20 protein-coding genes and 1 tRNA gene are annotated in these 19,157 nt (G+C 71.8%); 9 read left to right on the top strand and 12 right to left on the bottom strand.

Features of this window, described 5'->3' with window-relative positions:
- Positions 1–207: 207 nt before the first annotated feature.
- On the top strand, positions 208–3,015 hold the full coding sequence (locus KUM32_RS10065; protein WP_217141484.1) for a penicillin acylase family protein: 2,808 nt from the start codon (positions 208–210) through the stop codon (positions 3,013–3,015).
- 15 nt (positions 3,016–3,030) lie between these two features.
- On the opposite strand, the gene KUM32_RS10060 is transcribed toward KUM32_RS10065, so the two are convergent.
- Positions 3,031–4,284, bottom strand: coding sequence for an exo-beta-N-acetylmuramidase NamZ domain-containing protein (locus KUM32_RS10060; RefSeq protein ID WP_217141483.1), 1,254 nt, complete (start codon positions 4,282–4,284; stop codon positions 3,031–3,033).
- 174 nt (positions 4,285–4,458) lie between these two features.
- Here KUM32_RS10060 and KUM32_RS10055 point away from each other — a divergent pair, with 174 nt between their 5' ends.
- Together KUM32_RS10055 and KUM32_RS10050 are read left to right on the top strand one after the other, a co-directional pair.
- Positions 4,459–5,229, top strand: coding sequence for an SDR family oxidoreductase (locus tag KUM32_RS10055; protein ID WP_217141482.1), 771 nt, complete (start codon positions 4,459–4,461; stop codon positions 5,227–5,229).
- A gap of 203 nt (positions 5,230–5,432) precedes the next feature.
- A complete protein-coding gene (locus KUM32_RS10050; RefSeq protein ID WP_217141481.1) occupies positions 5,433–6,026 on the top strand; it encodes a TetR/AcrR family transcriptional regulator in 594 nt (197 codons plus the stop codon).
- Positions 6,027–6,101: 75 nt separating this feature from the next.
- Here KUM32_RS10050 and KUM32_RS10045 read toward each other — a convergent pair whose 3' ends face one another.
- The 3 genes from KUM32_RS10045 to KUM32_RS10035 all read right to left on the bottom strand — a co-directional run bounded on the left by KUM32_RS10045 (position 6,102) and on the right by KUM32_RS10035 (position 8,820).
- Positions 6,102–7,325 carry an acyl-CoA dehydrogenase family protein gene (locus tag KUM32_RS10045; RefSeq protein ID WP_217141480.1) on the bottom strand — a complete coding sequence of 408 codons (1,224 nt, stop codon included), beginning with the start codon at positions 7,323–7,325 and terminating at the stop codon, positions 6,102–6,104.
- Between the two features lie 6 nt (positions 7,326–7,331).
- A complete protein-coding gene (locus KUM32_RS10040; RefSeq protein ID WP_217141479.1) occupies positions 7,332–8,357 on the bottom strand; it encodes a phosphotransferase family protein in 1,026 nt (341 codons plus the stop codon).
- A 166-nt stretch (positions 8,358–8,523) separates the two neighbouring features.
- Entirely contained in the window at positions 8,524–8,820 is a 297-nt protein-coding gene (locus KUM32_RS10035) for a hypothetical protein (protein WP_217141478.1), read from the bottom strand.
- Between the two features lie 73 nt (positions 8,821–8,893).
- On the opposite strand from KUM32_RS10035, the gene KUM32_RS10030 reads away from it, so the two are divergent.
- The gene (locus KUM32_RS10030; protein ID WP_217141477.1) at positions 8,894–9,838 is read left to right on the top strand and encodes an NADP-dependent oxidoreductase; all 945 of its coding nucleotides are present in this window, start codon (positions 8,894–8,896) and stop codon (positions 9,836–9,838) included.
- A 96-nt stretch (positions 9,839–9,934) separates the two neighbouring features.
- On the opposite strand, the gene KUM32_RS10025 is transcribed toward KUM32_RS10030, so the two are convergent.
- The 5 genes from KUM32_RS10025 to KUM32_RS10005 all read right to left on the bottom strand — a co-directional run bounded on the left by KUM32_RS10025 (position 9,935) and on the right by KUM32_RS10005 (position 13,724).
- A complete protein-coding gene (locus tag KUM32_RS10025; protein WP_217141476.1) occupies positions 9,935–10,267 on the bottom strand; it encodes a DUF202 domain-containing protein in 333 nt (110 codons plus the stop codon).
- 4 nt (positions 10,268–10,271) lie between these two features.
- On the bottom strand, positions 10,272–10,664 hold the full coding sequence (locus KUM32_RS10020; RefSeq protein WP_217141475.1) for a DUF202 domain-containing protein: 393 nt from the start codon (positions 10,662–10,664) through the stop codon (positions 10,272–10,274).
- Positions 10,665–10,789: 125 nt separating this feature from the next.
- A complete protein-coding gene (locus KUM32_RS10015) occupies positions 10,790–11,299 on the bottom strand; it encodes an NUDIX hydrolase (RefSeq protein ID WP_217141474.1) in 510 nt (169 codons plus the stop codon).
- A 374-nt stretch (positions 11,300–11,673) separates the two neighbouring features.
- Positions 11,674–13,071, bottom strand: coding sequence for a GntP family permease (locus KUM32_RS10010; RefSeq protein ID WP_217141473.1), 1,398 nt, complete (start codon positions 13,069–13,071; stop codon positions 11,674–11,676).
- Between the two features lie 125 nt (positions 13,072–13,196).
- Positions 13,197–13,724: a gluconokinase gene (locus KUM32_RS10005; RefSeq protein WP_217141472.1), complete on the bottom strand. Its 528-nt coding sequence runs from the start codon at positions 13,722–13,724 to the stop codon at positions 13,197–13,199.
- Positions 13,725–13,854: 130 nt separating this feature from the next.
- Between KUM32_RS10005 and KUM32_RS10000 the strand changes: the two genes are divergently transcribed.
- The gene (locus tag KUM32_RS10000; protein WP_217141471.1) at positions 13,855–14,556 is read left to right on the top strand and encodes a FadR/GntR family transcriptional regulator; all 702 of its coding nucleotides are present in this window, start codon (positions 13,855–13,857) and stop codon (positions 14,554–14,556) included.
- 17 nt (positions 14,557–14,573) lie between these two features.
- Here KUM32_RS10000 and KUM32_RS09995 read toward each other — a convergent pair whose 3' ends face one another.
- On the bottom strand, positions 14,574–14,948 hold the full coding sequence (locus KUM32_RS09995; RefSeq protein ID WP_217141470.1) for a YchJ family protein: 375 nt from the start codon (positions 14,946–14,948) through the stop codon (positions 14,574–14,576).
- 70 nt (positions 14,949–15,018) lie between these two features.
- A tRNA-Leu gene (locus tag KUM32_RS09990) sits at positions 15,019–15,106 on the bottom strand.
- A gap of 172 nt (positions 15,107–15,278) precedes the next feature.
- On the opposite strand from KUM32_RS09990, the gene KUM32_RS09985 reads away from it, so the two are divergent.
- The 3 genes from KUM32_RS09985 to KUM32_RS09975 all read left to right on the top strand — a co-directional run bounded on the left by KUM32_RS09985 (position 15,279) and on the right by KUM32_RS09975 (position 18,025).
- A complete protein-coding gene (locus tag KUM32_RS09985; RefSeq protein WP_217141469.1) occupies positions 15,279–16,604 on the top strand; it encodes a M20/M25/M40 family metallo-hydrolase in 1,326 nt (441 codons plus the stop codon).
- Between the two features lie 196 nt (positions 16,605–16,800).
- A complete protein-coding gene (gene chpH / locus KUM32_RS09980; RefSeq protein WP_217141468.1) occupies positions 16,801–17,034 on the top strand; it encodes a chaplin ChpH in 234 nt (77 codons plus the stop codon).
- A 199-nt stretch (positions 17,035–17,233) separates the two neighbouring features.
- The gene (locus KUM32_RS09975) at positions 17,234–18,025 is read left to right on the top strand and encodes a chaplin (RefSeq protein ID WP_217141467.1); all 792 of its coding nucleotides are present in this window, start codon (positions 17,234–17,236) and stop codon (positions 18,023–18,025) included.
- Between the two features lie 90 nt (positions 18,026–18,115).
- Here KUM32_RS09975 and KUM32_RS09970 read toward each other — a convergent pair whose 3' ends face one another.
- Positions 18,116–18,304 (bottom strand): DUF5703 family protein, encoded by a 189-nt coding sequence (locus KUM32_RS09970; protein WP_217141466.1) that lies wholly within the window; start codon positions 18,302–18,304, stop codon positions 18,116–18,118.
- Positions 18,305–18,351: 47 nt separating this feature from the next.
- Between KUM32_RS09970 and KUM32_RS09965 the strand changes: the two genes are divergently transcribed.
- Positions 18,352–19,122: a hypothetical protein gene (locus KUM32_RS09965; RefSeq protein ID WP_217141465.1), complete on the top strand. Its 771-nt coding sequence runs from the start codon at positions 18,352–18,354 to the stop codon at positions 19,120–19,122.
- Positions 19,123–19,157 lie beyond the last annotated feature (35 nt).

The raw sequence follows: 19,157 nt of genomic DNA, 5'->3' as shown, positions 1-19,157 counted from the left end.
CCGTCACACCTGCACCTGTACTTCGGTCACTTCGGCGTCGTCGTAGGGACGTCGCCGAATAGACGTATCGACACGCGATTCGGCTCCATCCGATCTCCGACGCCCTCATCAGCCGATCCACCCGTTCCGAAAAGTGACGCGTGTTCATCTTCCAACTCGGGGATACCGGCGGTAACGTCCGGCCCACCCCCGTCGGGAGGAGCTGCCATGCCACGGCGCACCCCACGCAACGCCCTCGACACACTGAGAACTCCCCGCGGCTTCCACGGGTTCCTGAAGGGCGCATCCGTATGCGCCCTCATCGCCGGTCTTTTGTCCCCGCTTTCCCCGGCGATCGCCGCCGATGCCGTCATCGACACCGGCACGACCGCGAAAGCAGCGGCGAACGACCACTGCGGCGGCCAGTGTTCCGACATCCTGCCGCCCGGCCAGAACGGCAACGCCACCCTCGCCCAGATCCTCCTCAACCAGGCCTTCGGCACCCAGCCCGCCCACGCCGAGGACCAGCTCGGCCCCTACGCGAAGCTCGCCACCGGCTACCCGGGCCTCACCGACGACGAGGTCGACACCTTCTTCAACGACGCCTCCTTCGGCGTCCCCGCCGACCAGGTCGCCTCCACCGTCCGCCCCGCCGGCCGCGACGACGTGACCATCGTCCGCGACAAGAAGACCGGTGTGCCGCACATCACCGGCACCACCCGCTACGGCACCGAGTTCGGCGCCGGATACGCGGCCGCACAGGACCGGCTGTGGCTGATGGACCTCTTCCGGCACGTCGGGCGCGGCCAGTTGACCCCCTTCGCCGGCGGCGCCCCCGCGAACCAGGGCCTGGAGCAGCAGTTCTGGCGCAGCGCCCCCTACACCGAAGCCGAACTCGAGGCGCAGATCGAGAGCGCCGCCGCCAAGGCCGGTGAGCGCGGGAAACTGGCCCTGGCCGACGTGGACGCCTACGTGGCCGGCGTCAACGCCTACATCGACGCCTCCGACAAGGGCCGGTACTTCCCCGGCGAGTACGTCCTGACCGGCCACAAGGACGCCATCACCAACGCCGGCACCATCGAGCACTTCAAGCGCACCGACCTGATCGCGCTGGCCTCCGTCATCGGCTCCCTCTTCGGCGCCGGGGGCGGCGGCGAGGTCAACAACGCGCTGTCGCTGCTCGCCGCCCAGGAGAAGTACGGCGTGGCCGAGGGCACGAGGGTCTGGGAGTCCTTCCGCCAGCGCAACGACCCCGAGGCCGTCCTCACCCAGCAGGACGGCAGCTTCCCGTACCTGGGGAAGCCCGACGACCCGCAGGGCCGCGCCCTGCCCGACGCCGGCTCGGTGGTGGCGGAGCCCCTGGTGCACGACCGTACGGGCAGCGCCGCCGCACCGAGCGCGACCGGCGCCTCCGCCACCGCCGCCGACGCGGCCGTCACCTCGGCCCGGCGCGGCATGTCGAACGCCCTCGTGGTGAGCGGCGAGCACACCGCGAGCGGCCACCCGATCGCCGTCTTCGGTCCGCAGACGGGCTACTTCGCACCCCAGCTCCTCATGCTCCAGGAGATCCAGGGCCCCGGCATCAGCGCCCGCGGCGCCTCCTTCGCGGGCCTGAGCATGTACGTCGAACTCGGCCGCGGCCAGGACTACGCGTGGAGCGCGACCACGTCGGGCCAGGACATCATCGACACCTACGCCGTCGAGCTGTGCCAGGACGACTACCACTACCTCCACCGCGGCACCTGCACGCCGATGGAGAAGGTCGAACGGAAGAACGCCTGGAAGCCGACGGTCGCCGACGGCACGAAGGCCGGCTCCTACACGATGCGGGTCTGGCGCACGAAGTACGGCCCGGTCGAGTACCGCGCCACGGTGGACGGCAAGAAGGTCGCCTACACCTCCCTGCGCTCGTCGTTCATGCACGAGGCCGACTCGATCATCGGCTTCCAGATGCTGAACGACCCGGAGTACCTGAACGGCCCCGAGCGCTTCCAGAGCGCGGTGCAGCACATCAACTACACCTTCAACTGGTTCTACGCCGACTCCCGGCGCACCGCGTACTACAACAGCGGCGACAACCCGGTGCGGGCGAGCGGCGTCGACGCCGACTTCCCGGTCCGGGCCCGGCCGGCGTACGAGTGGCGGGACTGGGACCCGGCCGCCAACACGGCCCGGTACACCCCCGCGGCGGCCCACCCGCGGTCACTGGACCAGGACTACTACGTCTCCTGGAACAACAAACAGGCCAGGGACTACACCACCGCCCCCTGGGGCAACGGCTCCGTGCACCGCGGCAACCTGCTCGACGACCGCGTGAAGAAGCTGGTCGCCGACGGCGGCGTCACCCGGGCCGCGCTGGTGAAGGCGATGGCCGAGGCGGGCCTCGCCGACCTGCGCGCCGAGGACGTACTGCCGGACCTGCTGAAGGTGATCGACTCCGCGCCGGTCACCGACCCCGCGGTGAGGACGGCCGTGGACCGGCTCAGGGCGTGGCGGGCGGCGGGCGGCCTGCGCACGGAGACCTCCGCCGGCTCGAAGAAGTACGCCCACGCCGACGCGATCCGCACCCTGGACGCCTGGTGGCCGCTGCTGGTGAGGGCCGAGTTCGAACCCGGCCTCGGCAGCGACCTGTACACCGCCTTCACCCGTAACCTGCCCGTCGACGAGTCCCCGTCCGCCGCCCACGGCCCGACCGGCGCGCACGCCGGCAGCGCCTTCCAGTACGGCTGGTGGAGCTATGTCGACAAGGACATCCGGGCCGTGCTCGGCGAACCCGTCAAGGGGCCGCTCGCGCGCGCGTACTGCGGTGGCGGCGACCTCGCCGGCTGCCGGGACACCCTGGTCGCCACCCTGAAGGAGGCGGCGGGCCGGACGGCCGCCCAGGTCTATCCCGGTGACGACAACTGCGCGGCGGGCGACCAGTGGTGTGCCGACTCGGTGATCCACCGCACCCTCGGCGGCATCAGGCACGGCGGCATCGGCTGGCAGAACCGGCCGACCTACCAGCAGGTCGTGGAGTTCACGTCCCACAGGTGACCGGCCGGCACCCGGTCAGCGATAGAGCAGGTACTGGCGGCGCGTCCTGCGGAACGCCGCCAGTTCCCGCTGCCAGGCGCCCACCACCTCGTCGGTGTCCGCGCCCGCGTCGATCATCGTGCGCACCCGCGTGGAGCCGGTGAGCCGGTCGATCCAGTGGTCCGGCCGCCAGGCGAAGCCGTCCCAGCTCCGCCTGGCGGTCACCAGGAGAGCGATGCCGGTGCGCACCGGGTCGAAGGCCGCCCGGTCGTGCACGTGGAGCTGCACGCCGCCCACGGTCTTCCCCTGGAACTTGGAGAAGGTGGGCGCGAAGTACGCCTCCCTGAAGCGCACGCCGGGCAGGCCGAGGCCGTTCACGGCGGCGGCCCAGCTCCCGTCGACGCCCTCGGCCCCCAGCAGTTCGAAGGGGCGGGTCGTGCCGCGCCCCTCCGAGAGGTTCGTGCCCTCGAACAGACACGTCCCCGAGTACACCAGCGCGCATTCGGGCGTCGGCATGTTCGGGCTCGGCGGCACCCAGGGCAGCCCCGAGGCGTCGTGGAAGTCCGAGCGCCTCCAGCCCGTCATCGTCACCGTCTCCAGCGGGACCGGGGACGGCAGGAACTCGCCGTTGAAGAGCCGCGCCAGCTCGGCGACCGTCATGCCGTGCGCCTGCGCGATCGGCCGCCGTCCGACGAAGGACGCGAACTCCTCGTGCAGGACGGGGCCCAGCGCCGCCCGCCCGGTCACCGGGTTCGGCCGGTCCAGGACCACGAACCGCTTGCCCGCGAGCCGCGCCGCCTCCATGCAGTCGAACAGTGTCCAGATGTACGTGTAGAAGCGCGCGCCCACGTCCTGGATGTCGAAGACGACGGTGTCCACCCCGGACGCCGTGAAGATGTCCGCGAGCGGCTGTCCGCTCTTCAGGTACGTGTCGTAGACCGGCAGCCCGGTCGCGGGGTCGTCGTGGCGGCCCTCGGAGCCGCCCGCCTGCGCGGTGCCGCGGAAGCCGTGCTCGGGGCCGAAGACGGCGGTCAGGTCCACGCGGTCGTCGGCGTGCATGACGTCGACGATGTGGCGTACGTCCCGGGTGATGCCGGTCGGATTGGTGACGATGCCGACCCGCTGCCCGTCGAGCGGGGCGTAACCGTCGTCGGCCAGGCGCTCGAAGCCGGTGCGCAGCCCACGGCCGCCGTGGCCCGCGGGCGCCGCCTGCGCGGTGCCCGCGGCGGCCGTGGTGCCGGCCGCGACCGCGGCCGTGGTGGCGAACAGGGTCCGTCTGGACAGCGTCATGCGGTGACCTCCGTGATCGCGGCGGGTGTCATGCGCACGCACGCTAACCCGCGTCCCGGGCCGCGCGGAACGACGCGAACCGCGTTTCACCCCTTCCGCCGCACATACCGACTGGTTAGTCTGGCGCTGCGGCGCTGCCGCCGCGTGGGTGTCGCAGCCGTGTGAAGGAGACCGATGGTGGAAGCCGTTCAGGATGCCGGAGTCGTCGTCACCGGGGCGGGAGGCGGCATCGGCGCCGCCCTGGCCCGCCGCTTCGCCGCCGGGGGCGCGCGCGTCGTCGTCAACGACCTGGACGCCGCCCGGGCGAAGGCCGTCGCCGACGAGATCGGCGGCATCGCGGTCCCCGGCGACGCCTCCGTGGTCGTCGCCGAGGCCCGGGAGGCGCTGGGCGGCAGGGTCGACGTGTACTGCGCCAACGCGGGCGTGGGCTCCGGCGGTTCCGAGGCGGCGGACGAGGCCGTCTGGGCGCTGGCCTGGGACGTCAACGTCATGGCACACGTCCGCGCGGCCCACGAACTGATCCCCGACTGGCTGGAGCGCGGCAGCGGCCGTTTCGTCTCCACCGTCTCCGCCGCCGGCCTGCTCACCATGATCGGCGCCGCGCCCTACAGCGTCACCAAGCACGGTGCCTACGCCTTCGCCGAGTGGCTTTCCCTGACGTACCGCCACCGCGGGATCAAGGTGCACGCCATCTGCCCGCAGGGGGTGCGCACCGACATGCTCACCGCGAGCGGCAGCGCCGGCGACCTGGTGCTCCGGCCCACCGCGATCGAGCCGCAGGACGTGGCGGACGCCCTCTTCAAGGGCATCGAGGAGGACCGCTTCCTGATCCTGCCGCACCCCGAGGTCGCCGCGTACTACCAGGCGCGCGCCGCCGAGCCGGACCGGTGGCTGCACGGCATGAACCGCCTCCAGCGCCAGTGGGAGGAGTCGACGGCGCGGTGACCGGCTCCCGGTACGCGGCCGAGGCCCGGCCCGCCGGCCGGCGCCCCCGACACGGGCTTTCCACGCCGCACAACGTGAGCACCCGCGCCAGGTGGAGGTCCTGCCCGACGCGCCGGGGACGGCGGGTGGGAAGATCCTCCGTCGGGACGTGCGTTCCCGCACGCACCAGAACGGACAGTGAAACGGAAAGGCAGGTGACGGCAGTGCCCAGGACCACGGACGGGGACGGCACTCCGGTGCCGCAGCGGCTCCTGGCCGCCGCCACCCGGCTCTTCGCCGAGCAGGGCTACGACCGCACCTCGGTACAGGAGATCGTGGAGGCGGCCGGCGTCACCAAGGGGGCGCTGTACCACTACTTCGGCTCCAAGGACGACCTCCTGCACGAGGTGTACGCGCGCGTGCTGCGCCTCCAGCAGGAACGCCTGGACGCCTTCGCGGACTCCGACGAGCCCGTCGAGAAGCGGGTCCGGGACGCGGCGGCCGACGTCGTCGTCACGACGATCGAGAACCTCGACGACGCGTCGATCTTCTTCCGCTCCATGCACCAGCTGAGCCCCGAGAAGAACAAGCAGGTGCGCGCCGAGCGCCGGCGCTACCACGAGCGCTTCCGCGCGCTCATCGAGGAGGGCCAGCGGGCCGGCGTCTTCACCAAGGAGGCACCGGCCGACCTGGTGGTCGACTACCACTTCGGCTCCGTCCACCACCTGTCCACCTGGTACCGCCCCGACGGCCCGCTCAGCCCGCAGGAAGTCGCCGACCACCTGGCCGACCTGCTGCTGCGATCCCTGCGCCCGTGAGACGACACCCGGTGGGGGCGGTACGGGGTTCCCGCACCGCCCCCACCGGGTGGGGCACCGCCTCGCCGCGGAGCCTCAGAGGTACTTCTTGATCTCCCGGCGCGCCAGCGAGCGCTGGTGGACCTCGTCCGGACCGTCGGCGATCATCAGCGTCCGGGCGCCCGCGTAGAGCTCGGCCAGCGGGAAGTCCTGGCTCACACCCCCCGCGCCGTGCAGCTGGATCGCCCGGTCGATGATGTCGACCACCGCGCGGGGCGTGGCGATCTTGATGGCCTGGATCTCGGTGTGGGCGCCCCGGTTGCCGACGGTGTCCATCAGCCAGGCGGTCTTCAGCACCAGCAGCCGCAACTGCTCGACGGTGACCCGCGCGTCCGCGATCCAGTTGTGGACGACGCCCTGCTGGGCCAGCTCCTTGCCGAAGGCCGTGCGCGACACCGCCCGCCTGCACATCAGCTCGATCGCCCGCTCGGCCATGCCGATCAGCCGCATGCAGTGGTGGATGCGGCCCGGACCCAGTCGGGCCTGGGCGATGGCGAAGCCGCCGCCCTCCTCGCCGATCAGGTTCGACACCGGCACGCGCGCGTGGTCGAAGGTCACCTCGGCGTGGCCACCGTGGTAGTGGTCCTCGTAGCCGAAGACCTGCATGGCCCGGTCGACGCTCACCCCGGGCGTGTCGCGCGGGACCAGCACCATCGACTGCTGGCGGCGGATGTCGTCGCCCTCCGGGTCGGTCTTGCCCATCACGATGAAGATCCTGCAGTCCGGGTTCATCGCCCCGGAGATGTACCACTTGCGGCCGGTGATGACGTACTCGTCCGTGCCGTCGGAGGCTCGCTCGATGCGCGTGGTGATGTTCGTGGCGTCCGAGGAGGCCACGTCCGGCTCGGTCATCGCGAACGCCGAGCGGATCTCCCCGGCGAGCAGGGGTTCGAGCCACTGCTTCTTCTGCCGCTCGTCGGCGAACTGGGCCAGCACCTCCATGTTCCCCGTGTCCGGCGCCGCGCAGTTCGTCGCGGTGGGTGCCAGGTGCGGGCTGCGGCCGGTGATCTCGGCGAGCGGCGCGTACTGGAGGTTGGTGAGGCCCGCACCGTACACGGCGTCGGGGAGGAAGAGGTTCCACAGGCCCTGGCGGCGGGCCTCGGCCTTCAGGTCCTCCACCACCTGGGGGGTGTCCCAGGGGGAGGCGAGCCGGGCGCGCTGCTCGTGGGCGACCTGCTCGGCGGGGTAGACGTACTCGTCCATGAAGGCGAGCAGCTTGGCGCGGAGTTCCTCGGTGCGTGCGTCGAACGCGAAGTCCATGGCGGGTCAGCCCTCCTGAAGGGTGGTCAGGCCGTGCTCGATGAAGACGGGGACGAGTTCGCCGATGCGGTCGAAGCCGCGGCCGACCGTCCGGCCCAGCGTGTAGCGGTAGTGGATGCCCTCCAGGATCACGGCGAGTTTGAACCAGGCGAACGCCGTGTACCAGGCGACCGAGGACACGTCGCGTCCCGAGCGCGCGGCGTACCGCTCGACGAGCTCGGAGGGGGCGGGGTGGCCCGGGGCCTCGGCCGTGGTGGAGACGGGGGAGTCGGGCACGGCCAGCGGCCGGCTGTACATCACCAGCAGGCCGAGGTCGGTGAGGGGGTCGCCCAGGGTGGACATCTCCCAGTCGAGGACCGCCCTGATCTCGTCGTCGGCGCCGCCGATCAGGACGTTGTCGAGGCGGTAGTCGCCGTGCACGACGGTCGGGGCCGGGGAGACCGGCAGCTCCCGGCCGAGCGTGGCGTGCAGCTCGTCGATGCCGGCCAGGTCGCGGTTGCGGGAGGCGTCCAGCTGCTTGGCCCAGCGCCGGAGCTGGCGGTCCAGGAAGCCCTCGGGACGGCCGAAGCCGGCGAGGCCCACCTCGCCGGGGTCCACCGCGTGCAGCTCGACGAGCGTGTCGACCAGGTTCAGCACGGCGGCCCTGGTGCGCTCCGGACCGAGCGGGGCGAGCTGCTCGGCGGTGCGGTACGGAGTGCCCTCGACGAACTCCATGACGTAGAACGGCGCTCTGAGGACGTCCTCGTCCTCGCAGAGGAGGACCGGCCGCGGCACCGGTACGTCCGTCGGGTGGAGAGCGCTGATCACCCGGTGCTCGCGCTTCATGTCGTGCGCGGTGGCCAGGACGTGGCCGAGCGGAGGGCGACGGACCACCCACTTCGACGTGCCGTCGTCGAGCGCGTAGGTGAGGTTGGAGCGTCCGCCCTCGATCAGCCGACCGGACAGCGGGCCGTTCACCAGGCCGGGCCGCTCGCGGTCGAGCAGGCCGCGCAACCGGTCGAGATCGAGTCCGGGCGGGTGGTCGGGGCTCATCGTCGCTCCTCTGGCAGGTGGACCATACCCGACTCATGATGCCGACCGGTCGGTATGCCGTCCAGAGGGAGGACGGAACGTGATCGGGCCCACGATAGGCCGACGGCTCCCTGCGCGGGGCGCGGGAGCCGCCGGGAGCGTGTCGCCGTCGGTCAGTGGTCGTCGGTCAGTGGTCGTCCCAGTGGCCGTCGTGCGCGGCGTGCCGGTGGCCGTCGTGGAGGTAGTCGACGTGGTCGCCGTGGGGCACGCGCGCGTGCCCGCAGTCCGCGCCGTGGCGGTGCTCGTGGCTCTCGTGGGCGGTGTGCCCGGCGGGCTCGCACTCGTCCCAGTGGCCGCCGTGCGCGCGGTGCAGGTGCCCGTCGTGCGCGTAGTCGACGTGGTCGCCGTGGGGCACCTCGGTGTGCCCGCAGCCGGGGCCGTGCGCGTGTGCGTGGGTGGCGTGCTCCTGGTGCAGGGTGGTCATGGCGCTCACCTCGACGGTGCATCTCCGGGGATTCGGCTTGCGTGACGTCCGGGTACCCCGGAGGGTCGGTGCCATGAAGGCGATCAGCTACGCGCAGTACGGCGGCCCCGAGGTGCTGGAGTACGGAGAGGTCCCGGATCCGCGGGTCGGGCCCGACTCGGTGCTGGTGGAGGTGCGGGCCGCCGCCGTCAATCCCGTCGACTGGAAGTGCCGCGACGGTCATCTCGACGCGATCCTCCAGCCGGTCTTCCCCGTCGTCCCCGGGTGGGACGTGGCGGGGGTCGTGGTACGGCCCGGGGCCGCCGTCACGGAGTTCGCCGCGGGGGACGAGGTCGTCGGCTACGTCCGCGAGGACTTCCTCTCCAGGGGGACCTTCGCCGAGTACGTGGCGGCGCCCGTCCGCACCCTCGCCCGCAAGCCGCGCAACCTCTCCTTCGAGGAGGCGGCCGGGCTGCCGCTGACCGGGCTGACCGCCTACCAGGTCCTGGTGAAGGCGTTGCGGGTGAAGCGGGGCGAGACCGTCCTCGTGCACGCCGCCGCGGGCGGGGTCGGCTCGGTCGCCGTCCAGCTGGGGCGGCACCTGGGGGCGCGGGTCATCGGTACGGCGAGCGAGGGCAACCACGACTACGTGCGGGGGCTGGGCGGGGAACCGCTGAGGTACGGGGAGGGGCTGGCCGAGCGGGTGCGGGGGCTGGCGCCCGAAGGCGTGGACGCGGTGTTCGACACGGTCGGCGGCGAGACGCTGAAGACGTCGGCGAACCTGCTGGCTCCCGGGGGCCGCCTGGTGTCGATCACCGACGGCGACGTCGTCGGCTACGGGGGTCTCTACTGCTTCGTGCGCCCCGACGCCGAGGATCTGCTGCGGCTGACCGAGCTGGTGGAACAGGAGGTCGTGACCGTGCACGTGTCGGAGACGTTCCCCCTGGAACGGGCGGCGGACGCGCACCGGCGGAGCCAGGAGGGGCGCACGCGCGGGAAGATCGTGGTGACGGTGGACCGTGAGGGGCGCGGAGCCTAGCGGAACCTTTCGCTGTCCGGAGGACCCCGGCGCCACCCGGTGGGACGCGGAGGAGTACACCCCGCGCGGCGGCGGCCGGAGGAGGCGCGGCGGCGCCTAGAGGATCAGGACCGCGCCGCACACCGCCAACGCCACGGTGCACAGGGCCGCCGCCGTGGCGTACGGCGGAGCCAGCGGCCGCGGTCTGCTCACCGAGGCCAGGGCGCGGATGCGGCGGTCGGCGAGGTACTGGACGCACAGCCACAGGGCGCAGCACAGGGCGGCGGCGACGACCGGGACGGGCCTCGCGCCGGCCTGCAGGGCGGTCCTGGCGGCGAGCACGGTGACGACGGTGGCCGACAGGGTCGTGCGGCGCCAGGCCAGCCGGGTGCGCTCGGGCTGGAGCCCGGGGTCGCGGTCCGCGGCGCCGGCGTCGGTGTCCGCGCGCACGCGCTCAGCCCTCCCAGCCGACGAGGACCACGACCACCATGGCCACGGCGACCACGGCCACGACCAGGCCGAGCAGGGCCGGGAAGCGGGAGACGGGGAGATCCTCGCCGCGCCGCATGGCCCGCTCGCAGCGCACCCAGTGGTTCACCGCGCGCAGCGCGCACAGCGCACCGGCGGCGAGCAGCGCGAGCGCGAGCCCCACCCGCCAGCCCCAGCCCAGGCCGGGCAGGAACTGGTCCACGGCGAACCCGCCGCCGATCAGGGCCAGGGCAGTGCGCAGCCAGGCCAGGAAGGTCCGCTCGTTGGCGAGCGAGAACCGGTAGTCGGGGGTACCGCCCTCCCGCCGGACCTCCTCCGGGGCGAACCAGAGCCGGGCGTTCCGAACGAATTCGATCACTTGGGGACCCTATCGGGCGGGTGGTGACCGACGGCGCCTGCGACCGTCCACGGCCGCCGGGTGGTGACCGACGGCGCCTGCGACCGTCCACGGCCGCCGGGTGGGGGCCCGTGAGGCGCACGGGCTCACCCCCGCCGTGCCCGCAGCCGCGCGTACGCCGCCAGCCCGTCCGGCACCCACTCCCACTCACCGAGCCGTCGTTCCACCTCCGCCTCTGTGAGGAAGGCGTGCCACGCCACCTCCTCCGCCTGCGGAGCGACAGGCCCCTCGCACCGCACCTCGTACACCGCCGACCACCAGCTCCGCCCGGCGCCGTCGTCGTACAGGAACGTGAAGAGGTGCTCCGGGCGGGGCAGCCCCCGCACGCCCAGTTCCTCCTCCGCCTCCCGCAGTGCCGCGTCGTCGTAGGATTCGCCCGCGCCCACCACTCCGCCGACGAACATGTCGTACAGGGAGGGGAACACCAGCTTCGTCGCCGTGCGGCGGTGGACGAAGACGCGTCCCCGGGCGTCCCGGGCCCGCACGAACACACAGCGGTGGCGCAGTCCCCGGGCGTACACGTCGCCCCGCCGGGCCTGCCCGACCACGCGGTCGTTCTCGTCGACGATGTCGAGGATCTCGTCAGCAGCGCTCATACCGCCCATCCAAGCAGCGGCCGTCCGGTCACCGCCGCCGCGGGGCAGGTGTGCGCCCGCTCTCGTAACCGAGACCGAGACCGAGACCGAGACCGAGGCGGCGGGCGGCGCTCACGGCGAGGACCAGCGCCAGAACCGGCACGCTGCGTACCTCGGTCGTCGGCCGGGTCACGGATGCGTGGGGGCCGACTCCGGTCGCGGTGGGTCCGGGGTGCCGGGGTGAGTGCCGCGTCCGGGTGGGCGGAGGGCGGCGGCCGGGTGGAAGGGAGGACGGCGGCGGGGGGAAAGGGAGGACGGCGGCCGGGGAGCGGTCCCGCACGCGTCCTCGACCTCCGCGGGGAGAGGGCGGGCCGGGCCGCTCTCTCCCCGTACCTCTATATGACCAGGGACAGGAGCAGGACCAGAGCTCCCGCGACCACCGAGATGATCGTCTCCATCAGGGACCAGGTCTTGACGGTCTGGCCGACGTTCAGCCCGAAGTACTCCTTCACCAGCCAGAAGCCGGCGTCGTTGACATGGCTGAAGAACAGCGAGCCGGCGCCGATGGCGAGGACCAGCAGGGCGGCGTGGGTCGTCGACATGTCCGCCGCGAGCGGGGCGACCAGACCGGCCGCCGAGACGGTCGCCACCGTCGCCGAACCGGTCGCCAGCCGGATCGCCACCGCGATCAGCCAGGCCAGCAGCAGCGCCGGGATCGACCAGTCCTTGGAGATCTCCAGGACCATCTGGCCCACGCCGGAGTCGATGAGCGTCTGCTTGAAGCCGCCGCCCGCGCCGACGATCAGCAGGATGCCCGCGATGGGCGCGAGGCCCTTCTCGACCAGGCCGGACACGCGGTCCTTGCCGAACCCGGCGGGCCGCAGCAGCGTGAAGATGCCGAGGATCACGGCGGCGAGCAGGGCGATCAGCGGGTTGCCGATCACGTCGAAGGTGCGCTGCACCAGATGGTCGGGGTCGTCCACGATGATGTCGACGAGCGCCTTGGCGAGCATCAGCACGACCGGCAGCAGGATCGTGGCGAGGGTGGCGCCGAAGCTGGGGCGCTTGTCCAGCTGCTCGGAGGCACGCTGCGGGATCATGCGGTCCGGAGCCGGGACGTCCACCCAGCGCGCGGCGAACCTGGAGAACACCGGACCGGCGATGATCACCGTCGGGATGGCGATCAGGACACCCAGCGCCAGCGTCACGCCGAGGTTGGCGTCGACCGCGTCGATCGCGACCAGCGGGCCGGGGTGCGGCGGGACCAGACCGTGCATCACGGACAGACCGGCCAGCGCCGGGACACCGATCCGCATCAGCGAGTAGTTGCCGCGCTTGGCGACCATCAGGACGACCGGGATCAGCAGGACGATGCCGACCTCGAAGAACAGCGGCAGGCCGACGACCGAGGCGATCAGCACCATCGCCCACGGCATCGACCGGACACTCGCCCTGGCGAGGATGGTGTCCACGATCTGGTCGGCGCCGCCCGAGTCGGCGAGCATCTTGCCGAGGATCGCGCCGAGGGCGATCAGGACGCCGACGCCCGCCACGGTGGAGCCGAGCCCGGAGGTGAAGCTGGTGATGACCTTGTCCAGCGGCGCCCCGGCGAACGCGCCGAGCGCCAGTGACCCGATGGTCAGCGACAGGAAGGCATGCAGCTTGAACTTGGTGATGAGCAGGACGATGACGGCGATGCCCAGGAGCACGGCGATGCCCAGCTGGGCGTGGCCGGCCGAGGTGATGGGCTCGACGGTGTCCGCTGCCAGCATCTCGACGCTGAGTCTGGTCACGGTGGTTCCCTTGCGGTGATGGGGATTCGGGGGAGACGGGACCGTGCGCACCCTGCGGGGTGGCACGGACCCGGGGGAGGTCGTGGGGGATACGGACTACGGCTTGCGGGCTGCGGGCACCCGGGTCACTGAGCCGGTTCGGGAAGGGCCTTCAGGGCTCGCACCGCCCGTTCGGTGATCTCCTCGGGGCTGCCGGCGACGTCCACCGCGACCCCCGCCTCGTCCGGCTCCAGCGGCTGGAGCGTGGCGAACTGGGAGTCGAGCAGTGCCGTCGGCATGAAGTGCCCCTGACGGTGCGACATCCGGTCCTCGATCAGCTCGCGGCTTCCCGTGAGATGCACGAAGACGACGCCGGGAGCGGCGGCCCGCAGCCGGTCGCGGTACGACCGCTTCAGCGCGGAGCTGCTCACCACCCCGCCGAGCCCCGCCCGCCCGTGCGCCCAGCCGCCGATGGCGTCCAGCCACGGCCAGCGGTCCTCATCGGTGAGCGGGGTGCCGGCCGTCATCTTGGCGATGTTGGCCGGCGGGTGGAAGTCGTCGCCCTCGGCGTAGGGAACGCCGAGCCGGGCCGCGAGCAGGGGACCGATGGTGGTCTTCCCGGTGCCCGCCACGCCCATGACCACGACGACCTGGGGGGTGTGCAGTTGCTGCATCGCACTCTCGCTGTCTTCGTCGACACGTGATGTCGACGCAACTGAAACCTATTAGGTACGACGAATTCAAGAGAGTGTGATGTATAAGTCTGACTTTTTCTTCCCGTGATCCGCCCCGTACGCTGAGTGCATGAGCACACCGGGCCGGGGGCTGCACGGCCGCGTACTGGACACCCTCGGCCCCGCGATCACAGCGGGTGAGTACCCCGCCGGCAGCGTCCTGCGTACGGACGAGATGGCACAGCGTTTCGAGGTGTCGCGCTCCGTGATGCGCGAGGCGGTCCGGGTGCTGGAGTCCATGCACCTGGTCGAGTCGCGCCGCCGCGTGGGCGTGACCGTCCTGCCCGAGTGCGAGTGGAACGTCTACGACCCCCAGGTCATCCGCTGGCGCCTGGCCGGTTCCGAACGCCCGCGGCAACTGCGCTCCCTGACCGTGCTGCGCTCGGCGGTCGAACCGGTGGCCGCGGGGCTCGCGGCGAGGCTCGCCACGCCGGAGCAGTGCGCCGAGCTGACCGAGTGCGCGCTCGGCATGGTCGCCAACTCGCGCGGTCACCAGCTGGAGGGGTACCTCTTCCACGACGTGGCATTCCACCGCGTCATCCTGACCGCCTCCGGCAACGAGATGTTCGCCCGCCTCGGCGGCGTCGTCGCCGAGGTGCTGGCCGGCCGTACCCACCACGACGTGATGTTCGAGGACCCCGACCCGGCCGCCGTCACCCTGCACGTCCAGGTGGCCGAGGCGGTCCGCGCCCGCGACGCCGAACGCGCCGAGCGGCTGACCCGGGAGATCACGGTGGGCGCGCTGCAGGAACTGGACGTCCTGGCCCCGTAGCGGCCTGTCCGGCGGCGCTACGCCAGGAACTCCCCGTCGACGTACACCCACGCCCCGTCGACCCGCTCGAACCCGCTCCGCTCGTGCAGCGAGCCGCCCCGGTAGGACGCCCGGAACGTCACGGTGCCGGTGGTGTGGAAGGCGGATCCGCCGGCCGTGTCCAGGATCTCCAGCCCGGTCCACCGCATCCCCGGGTCCAGGTCGAGACGCTCCGGCCGCGTCCTCGGGTGCCACGTCCGCAGCAGGTACCCCGCGTCCCCCTTCACGAAGGCGCTGTACCGCGAGCGCATCAGCGCCTCGGCGGTCGGCGCGGCGGCGGCCCCCGAGTGGAAACGGCCGCAGCACTTCTCGTACGCCTCGGGCAGCCCGCACGGGCAGGAACGCGTGGTCATGGGGGCCATTGTGCCCGCTGCCGGCCTTGTTCCGGAAAACAGAAGACCCCTGCTCAGCAGGGGTCTCATCTGGTGTCCGAGGGGGGACTTGAACCCCCACGCCCGATAAAGGGCACTAGCACCTCAAGCTAGCGCGTCTGCCATTCCGCCACCCGGACAAGGTGTCTGTCGTGCGGGGTGTTCCCCGCGGCGACGACGTAAACATTACCAGGCTTTCCGGGGTGGCCGATCACCCCTCCTTGGGCGCGGACGGCCGGAGGGGGAGGATGTGGGGGACCCACCAGCAGTGACATCAGCAGTGACATCAGCAGTGACAGCGGGAGGAAGCACGTGAGCGAGTCGGGCACGGCCGGGAACGTCACCGGCGAGGATGAGGTCGTCGACCTCTGCCGCGAGCTGATCCGGATCGACACCAGCAACTACGGCGACCACTCGGGTCCGGGCGAGCGCAAGGCGGCCGAGTACGTCGCCGAGAAGCTCGCCGAGGTGGGACTCGAGCCGCAGATCTTCGAGTCCCACCCCGGGCGCGCCTCCACAGTGGCCCGGATCGAGGGCGAGGACCCGTCCCGGCCCGCGCTGCTCATCCACGGGCACACCGACGTCGTCCCCGCCAACGCGGACGACTGGACCCACCACCCGTTCTCCGGCGAGGTCGCGGACGGGTGCGTGTGGGGGCGCGGCGCGGTCGACATGAAGGACATGGACGCGATGACCCTCGCGGTCGTCCGCGACCGGCTGCGCAGCGGGCGCAAGCCGCCGCGGGACATCGTGCTGGCGTTCCTCGCGGACGAGGAGGCCGGCGGGACGTACGGCGCGCGCCACCTGGTCGACCACCACCCCGGCCTCTTCGAGGGCGTCACGGAGGCCATTAGTGAGGTGGGGGGCTTCTCCTTCACCGTGAGCGAGCAGCGCCGCCTCTACCTGATCCAGACGGCCGAGAAGGGCATGCACTGGATGAAGCTGACCGTGGCCGGTACGGCCGGGCACGGGTCGATGATCCACCGCGACAACGCCATCACCGAACTGTCGGAGGCCGTCGCGCGCCTCGGCCGCCACACGTTCCCCGTCCGCGTCACCAAGACGACCCGGGCCTTCCTCGACGAACTGGGCGACGCCCTCGGGACCGAGCTCGACCCGGAGAACATGGAGGGCACCCTCGCCAAGCTCGGCGGCATCGCCAAGCTCATCGGCGCGACCCTGAGCAACACCGCCAATCCCACGCAGCTGGGCGCGGGTTACAAGGTCAACGTCATCCCGGGCGAGGCGACCGCGCACGTCGACGGGCGGTTCCTGCCCGGACACGAGGAGGAGTTCCTCGCCGACCTCGACCGGATCCTCGGGCCGAAGGTGCGGCGCGAGGACGTCCACTCCGACAAGGCCGTCGAGACCACGTTCGACGGAGCCCTCGTGGACGCGATGCAGTCCGCGCTGGTGGCGGAGGACCCGGCCGCGAAGGCGATCCCCTACATGCTCTCCGGCGGCACGGACGCCAAGTCCTTCGACGACCTCGGCATCCGGGGCTTCGGTTTCGCGCCGCTCAAGCTGCCGCCGGAGCTGGACTTCGCGGGCATGTTCCATGGCGTGGACGAGCGAGTGCCGGTGGAGGGGCTGCGGTTCGGCGTGCGGGTGCTCGACCGTTTCATCGACGCGTCCTGAACCGGCCCGCCGAACTCGGTCCGCCGAACTCGGCTCGCCGACACACGACTTCACCGCTCAGCGGTATTCGGCCGCGTGTACGGGAGGCAACCTGGACGGATGAATACGCTCATAAGCTCGTAGCCTCATTACTCCCTCCTCGTTACAAGTTGTGCGATCAGCAACCTGGGATCGCTTTTGCCAACTAGGAGGAATAATGCTCAAGAAGGTCGTCGCCGTCGCGGCAGCCACCGGTGGTCTGGTTCTCGCGGGTGCGGGCATGGCCGCCGCCGACGCCGGTGCCCAGGGTGCCGCCGTGCACTCGCCCGGCGTCCTTTCCGGCAACGTCGTCCAGGTGCCCGTTCACGTCCCGGTGAACGCCTGCGGCAACACGATCTCCGTGATCGGCCTGCTGAACCCCGCTTTCGGCAACGTCTGCGTCAACAAGTGACGTTGTGCCCCGCCCCATGAGGGTCTGAGTCCGCCGGCCCCGGAGCGCGCGCCATGCGCTCCGGGGCCGACGGGCCTTTGAGGGACCTCCGGACGGGGAACGACGGCAACTCGGAATTCTCGGCATTCCCGGTACCAGGGACTCTCCGTACTCGGGATTCCCGGTACTACGGGACCAGGGCAAGGCAGGGATTCAGGAAATGCGACAGGTCACCCGCAAGGGCCTGATGACGATGGCGGCGGCCACGGGCGTGTTCGCCGCCGTGGGCGGCGCCGCCCACGCGGACTCGGGGACGTACGGCTCGAGTTCGGATTCGCCCGGCGTGCTGTCCGGCAACACGGTGCAGGCGCCGGTGCACGTGCCCGTGAACGTCTGCGGCAACACCGTCGACGTCGTCGGCATCCTCAACCCGGCGATGGGCAACGCGTGCGCCAACCAGGACGACGGTCCGTCCGGCGGCCACGGCGACTCCGGAAGCCACGGGGAGTCCGGAAACCACGGGGGGTCCGGAAACCAGGAGGGCGCGCACGGGGGCTCGCACGCCGGCGGGCACGCCACCGGGTCGCCCGGCGTCGGCTCCGGCAACCACGTCGAGGTACCGGTCCACGTGCCGGTGAACGTGTGCGGCAACAGCATCGACGTCGTGGGCGCTCTCAACCCGACCACCGGGAACGACTGCGCCAACGAGGGCGGAGGGGATCACTCCACCCCGCCCGGCGACGACCAGGAGACACCGCCCCAGGAGCCCGGGACCCCCGGGAACCCGGACAGCCCCGACGTCCCGGGCACCCCGCCCGGCCCGGACGGCGAGACGCCGGACGACTCCTCGCACGTCAACCAGCCGGACGTCCAGACCGTCACCCAGCCCCGCGGCACCGCCCAGCTCGCCGAGACCGGCAGCGGCCTGCCCCTGGGCGTCGCCCTGCCGGTGGGCGCGGGGGCCCTGCTCGCCGGCACGGTGCTCTACCGCAAGGCGCGCGCCTCGGTGTGACACGGTCGGAGTGATACGCGCAGCGGGCCCCGCACCGGCGGGGCCCGCTCCGTCTCCGTCGCCCTCACCCGGTGGAGCCCGGTCACCGGCTCACCAGGTGGCGCGTACCTGGCGGATGATCCGCCGCCTCAGCCGCACCTTGCGGCTGCCGTCGCGCATCAGGGTCAGGCGGTACAACTCCCAGTGTCCGTACTCGGCGTGGTCCGTCAGCAGACGCGTCGTCTCCTTGCGGGTGACCCCGCGCGGCAGGTACACGTCGACAAATTCGTATTCCGGCATCGAATCTATTGTGCGGGCTGGGGCCCGGTACGGATAGCGTCTGCACTATGTCTGATGCTGCGCAGCCCACCGCTGCCGAGGTACGCGCCGCCGCCGAGGCGGTCAAGACAGCCCTCGACCGCCACCTGGCCGCGGTCGAACACAGGTCGGGGGAGGACGACCCGGCCGTCTACGAGGCGTTCAACCAGTTGGCCGCGGCCGCGGAGGCGTACGACGAACTGTTGTACGACCGCTATGACGAGGTCACCCCCTTCGAGATTCCCGGTGCGGAGGACACACTGCCGCCGTACACGGGCCCGGAGGAGCCGAACGCGCTGAGCGTCCTGATCCGCCGCGACTACGCCGTGGCCGAGCCGCAGCGGCTGATGGCCCAGGCCCGGCGGCTCGAGGCCGCGGACGGCGAAGGGCGGGGAGCGGACGCCTCCGGCACGGTCCACGGGGCGCTCGGCATCCTGTTCGGCGAGTTCGAGGCGGACGAGATCGCCTCCCGGCACAAGGAGTTCGGTCTGGAGGAGGGGGACTCCACGCTCTGGGTGACGGCCGCGGACGAGCCCGCCGACCCCGGCGAGTGGCTGGAGGCCCCGTTCGAGCAGGTCGAGCCGCAACGGGTGGTCTGTCGCTTCGACGTCAGCGCGGTGTTCGACGACGAGTTCGACGACGACATCGATGACGTCGACGATCCGGCCGTGGACGTCGACGTGGACGTCGACCTCGGAGACCTGGACGAGGACCTCGACACGGACATCGACACGGACCCGGACGAGGACGCGGCGGGGGACGGGGACGGGGAGCCGGCTCGGCCGGAGGCCGATCGCTGAGGGGCGGGAGCCGCGACGGGCCGGTCGGCCGGCAT

It is taken from the genome of Streptomyces sp. AC627_RSS907 (assembly GCF_019049165.1).
Note: the sequence above shows the minus strand (reverse complement) of the source record. Positions and strands in the feature narration are given on the sequence as shown.

Coding starts and splice junctions, on each gene's coding strand:
- KUM32_RS10065 (WP_217141484.1), top strand. CDS start 208: ATGCCACGGCGCACCCCACGCAACGCCCTCGACACACTGAGAACTCCC.
- KUM32_RS10060 (WP_217141483.1), bottom strand. CDS start 4,284: ATGACGCTGTCCAGACGGACCCTGTTCGCCACCACGGCCGCGGTCGCG.
- KUM32_RS10055 (WP_217141482.1), top strand. CDS start 4,459: ATGGTGGAAGCCGTTCAGGATGCCGGAGTCGTCGTCACCGGGGCGGGA.
- KUM32_RS10045 (WP_217141480.1), bottom strand. CDS start 7,325: ATGGACTTCGCGTTCGACGCACGCACCGAGGAACTCCGCGCCAAGCTG.
- KUM32_RS10040 (WP_217141479.1), bottom strand. CDS start 8,357: ATGAGCCCCGACCACCCGCCCGGACTCGATCTCGACCGGTTGCGCGGC.
- KUM32_RS10035 (WP_217141478.1), bottom strand. CDS start 8,820: ATGACCACCCTGCACCAGGAGCACGCCACCCACGCACACGCGCACGGC.
- KUM32_RS10030 (WP_217141477.1), top strand. CDS start 8,894: ATGAAGGCGATCAGCTACGCGCAGTACGGCGGCCCCGAGGTGCTGGAG.
- KUM32_RS10015 (WP_217141474.1), bottom strand. CDS start 11,299: ATGAGCGCTGCTGACGAGATCCTCGACATCGTCGACGAGAACGACCGC.
- KUM32_RS10005 (WP_217141472.1), bottom strand. CDS start 13,724: ATGCAGCAACTGCACACCCCCCAGGTCGTCGTGGTCATGGGCGTGGCG.
- KUM32_RS10000 (WP_217141471.1), top strand. CDS start 13,855: ATGAGCACACCGGGCCGGGGGCTGCACGGCCGCGTACTGGACACCCTC.
- KUM32_RS09995 (WP_217141470.1), bottom strand. CDS start 14,948: ATGACCACGCGTTCCTGCCCGTGCGGGCTGCCCGAGGCGTACGAGAAG.
- chpH (WP_217141468.1), top strand. CDS start 16,801: ATGCTCAAGAAGGTCGTCGCCGTCGCGGCAGCCACCGGTGGTCTGGTT.
- KUM32_RS09975 (WP_217141467.1), top strand. CDS start 17,234: ATGCGACAGGTCACCCGCAAGGGCCTGATGACGATGGCGGCGGCCACG.
- KUM32_RS09970 (WP_217141466.1), bottom strand. CDS start 18,304: ATGCCGGAATACGAATTTGTCGACGTGTACCTGCCGCGCGGGGTCACC.
- KUM32_RS09965 (WP_217141465.1), top strand. CDS start 18,352: ATGTCTGATGCTGCGCAGCCCACCGCTGCCGAGGTACGCGCCGCCGCC.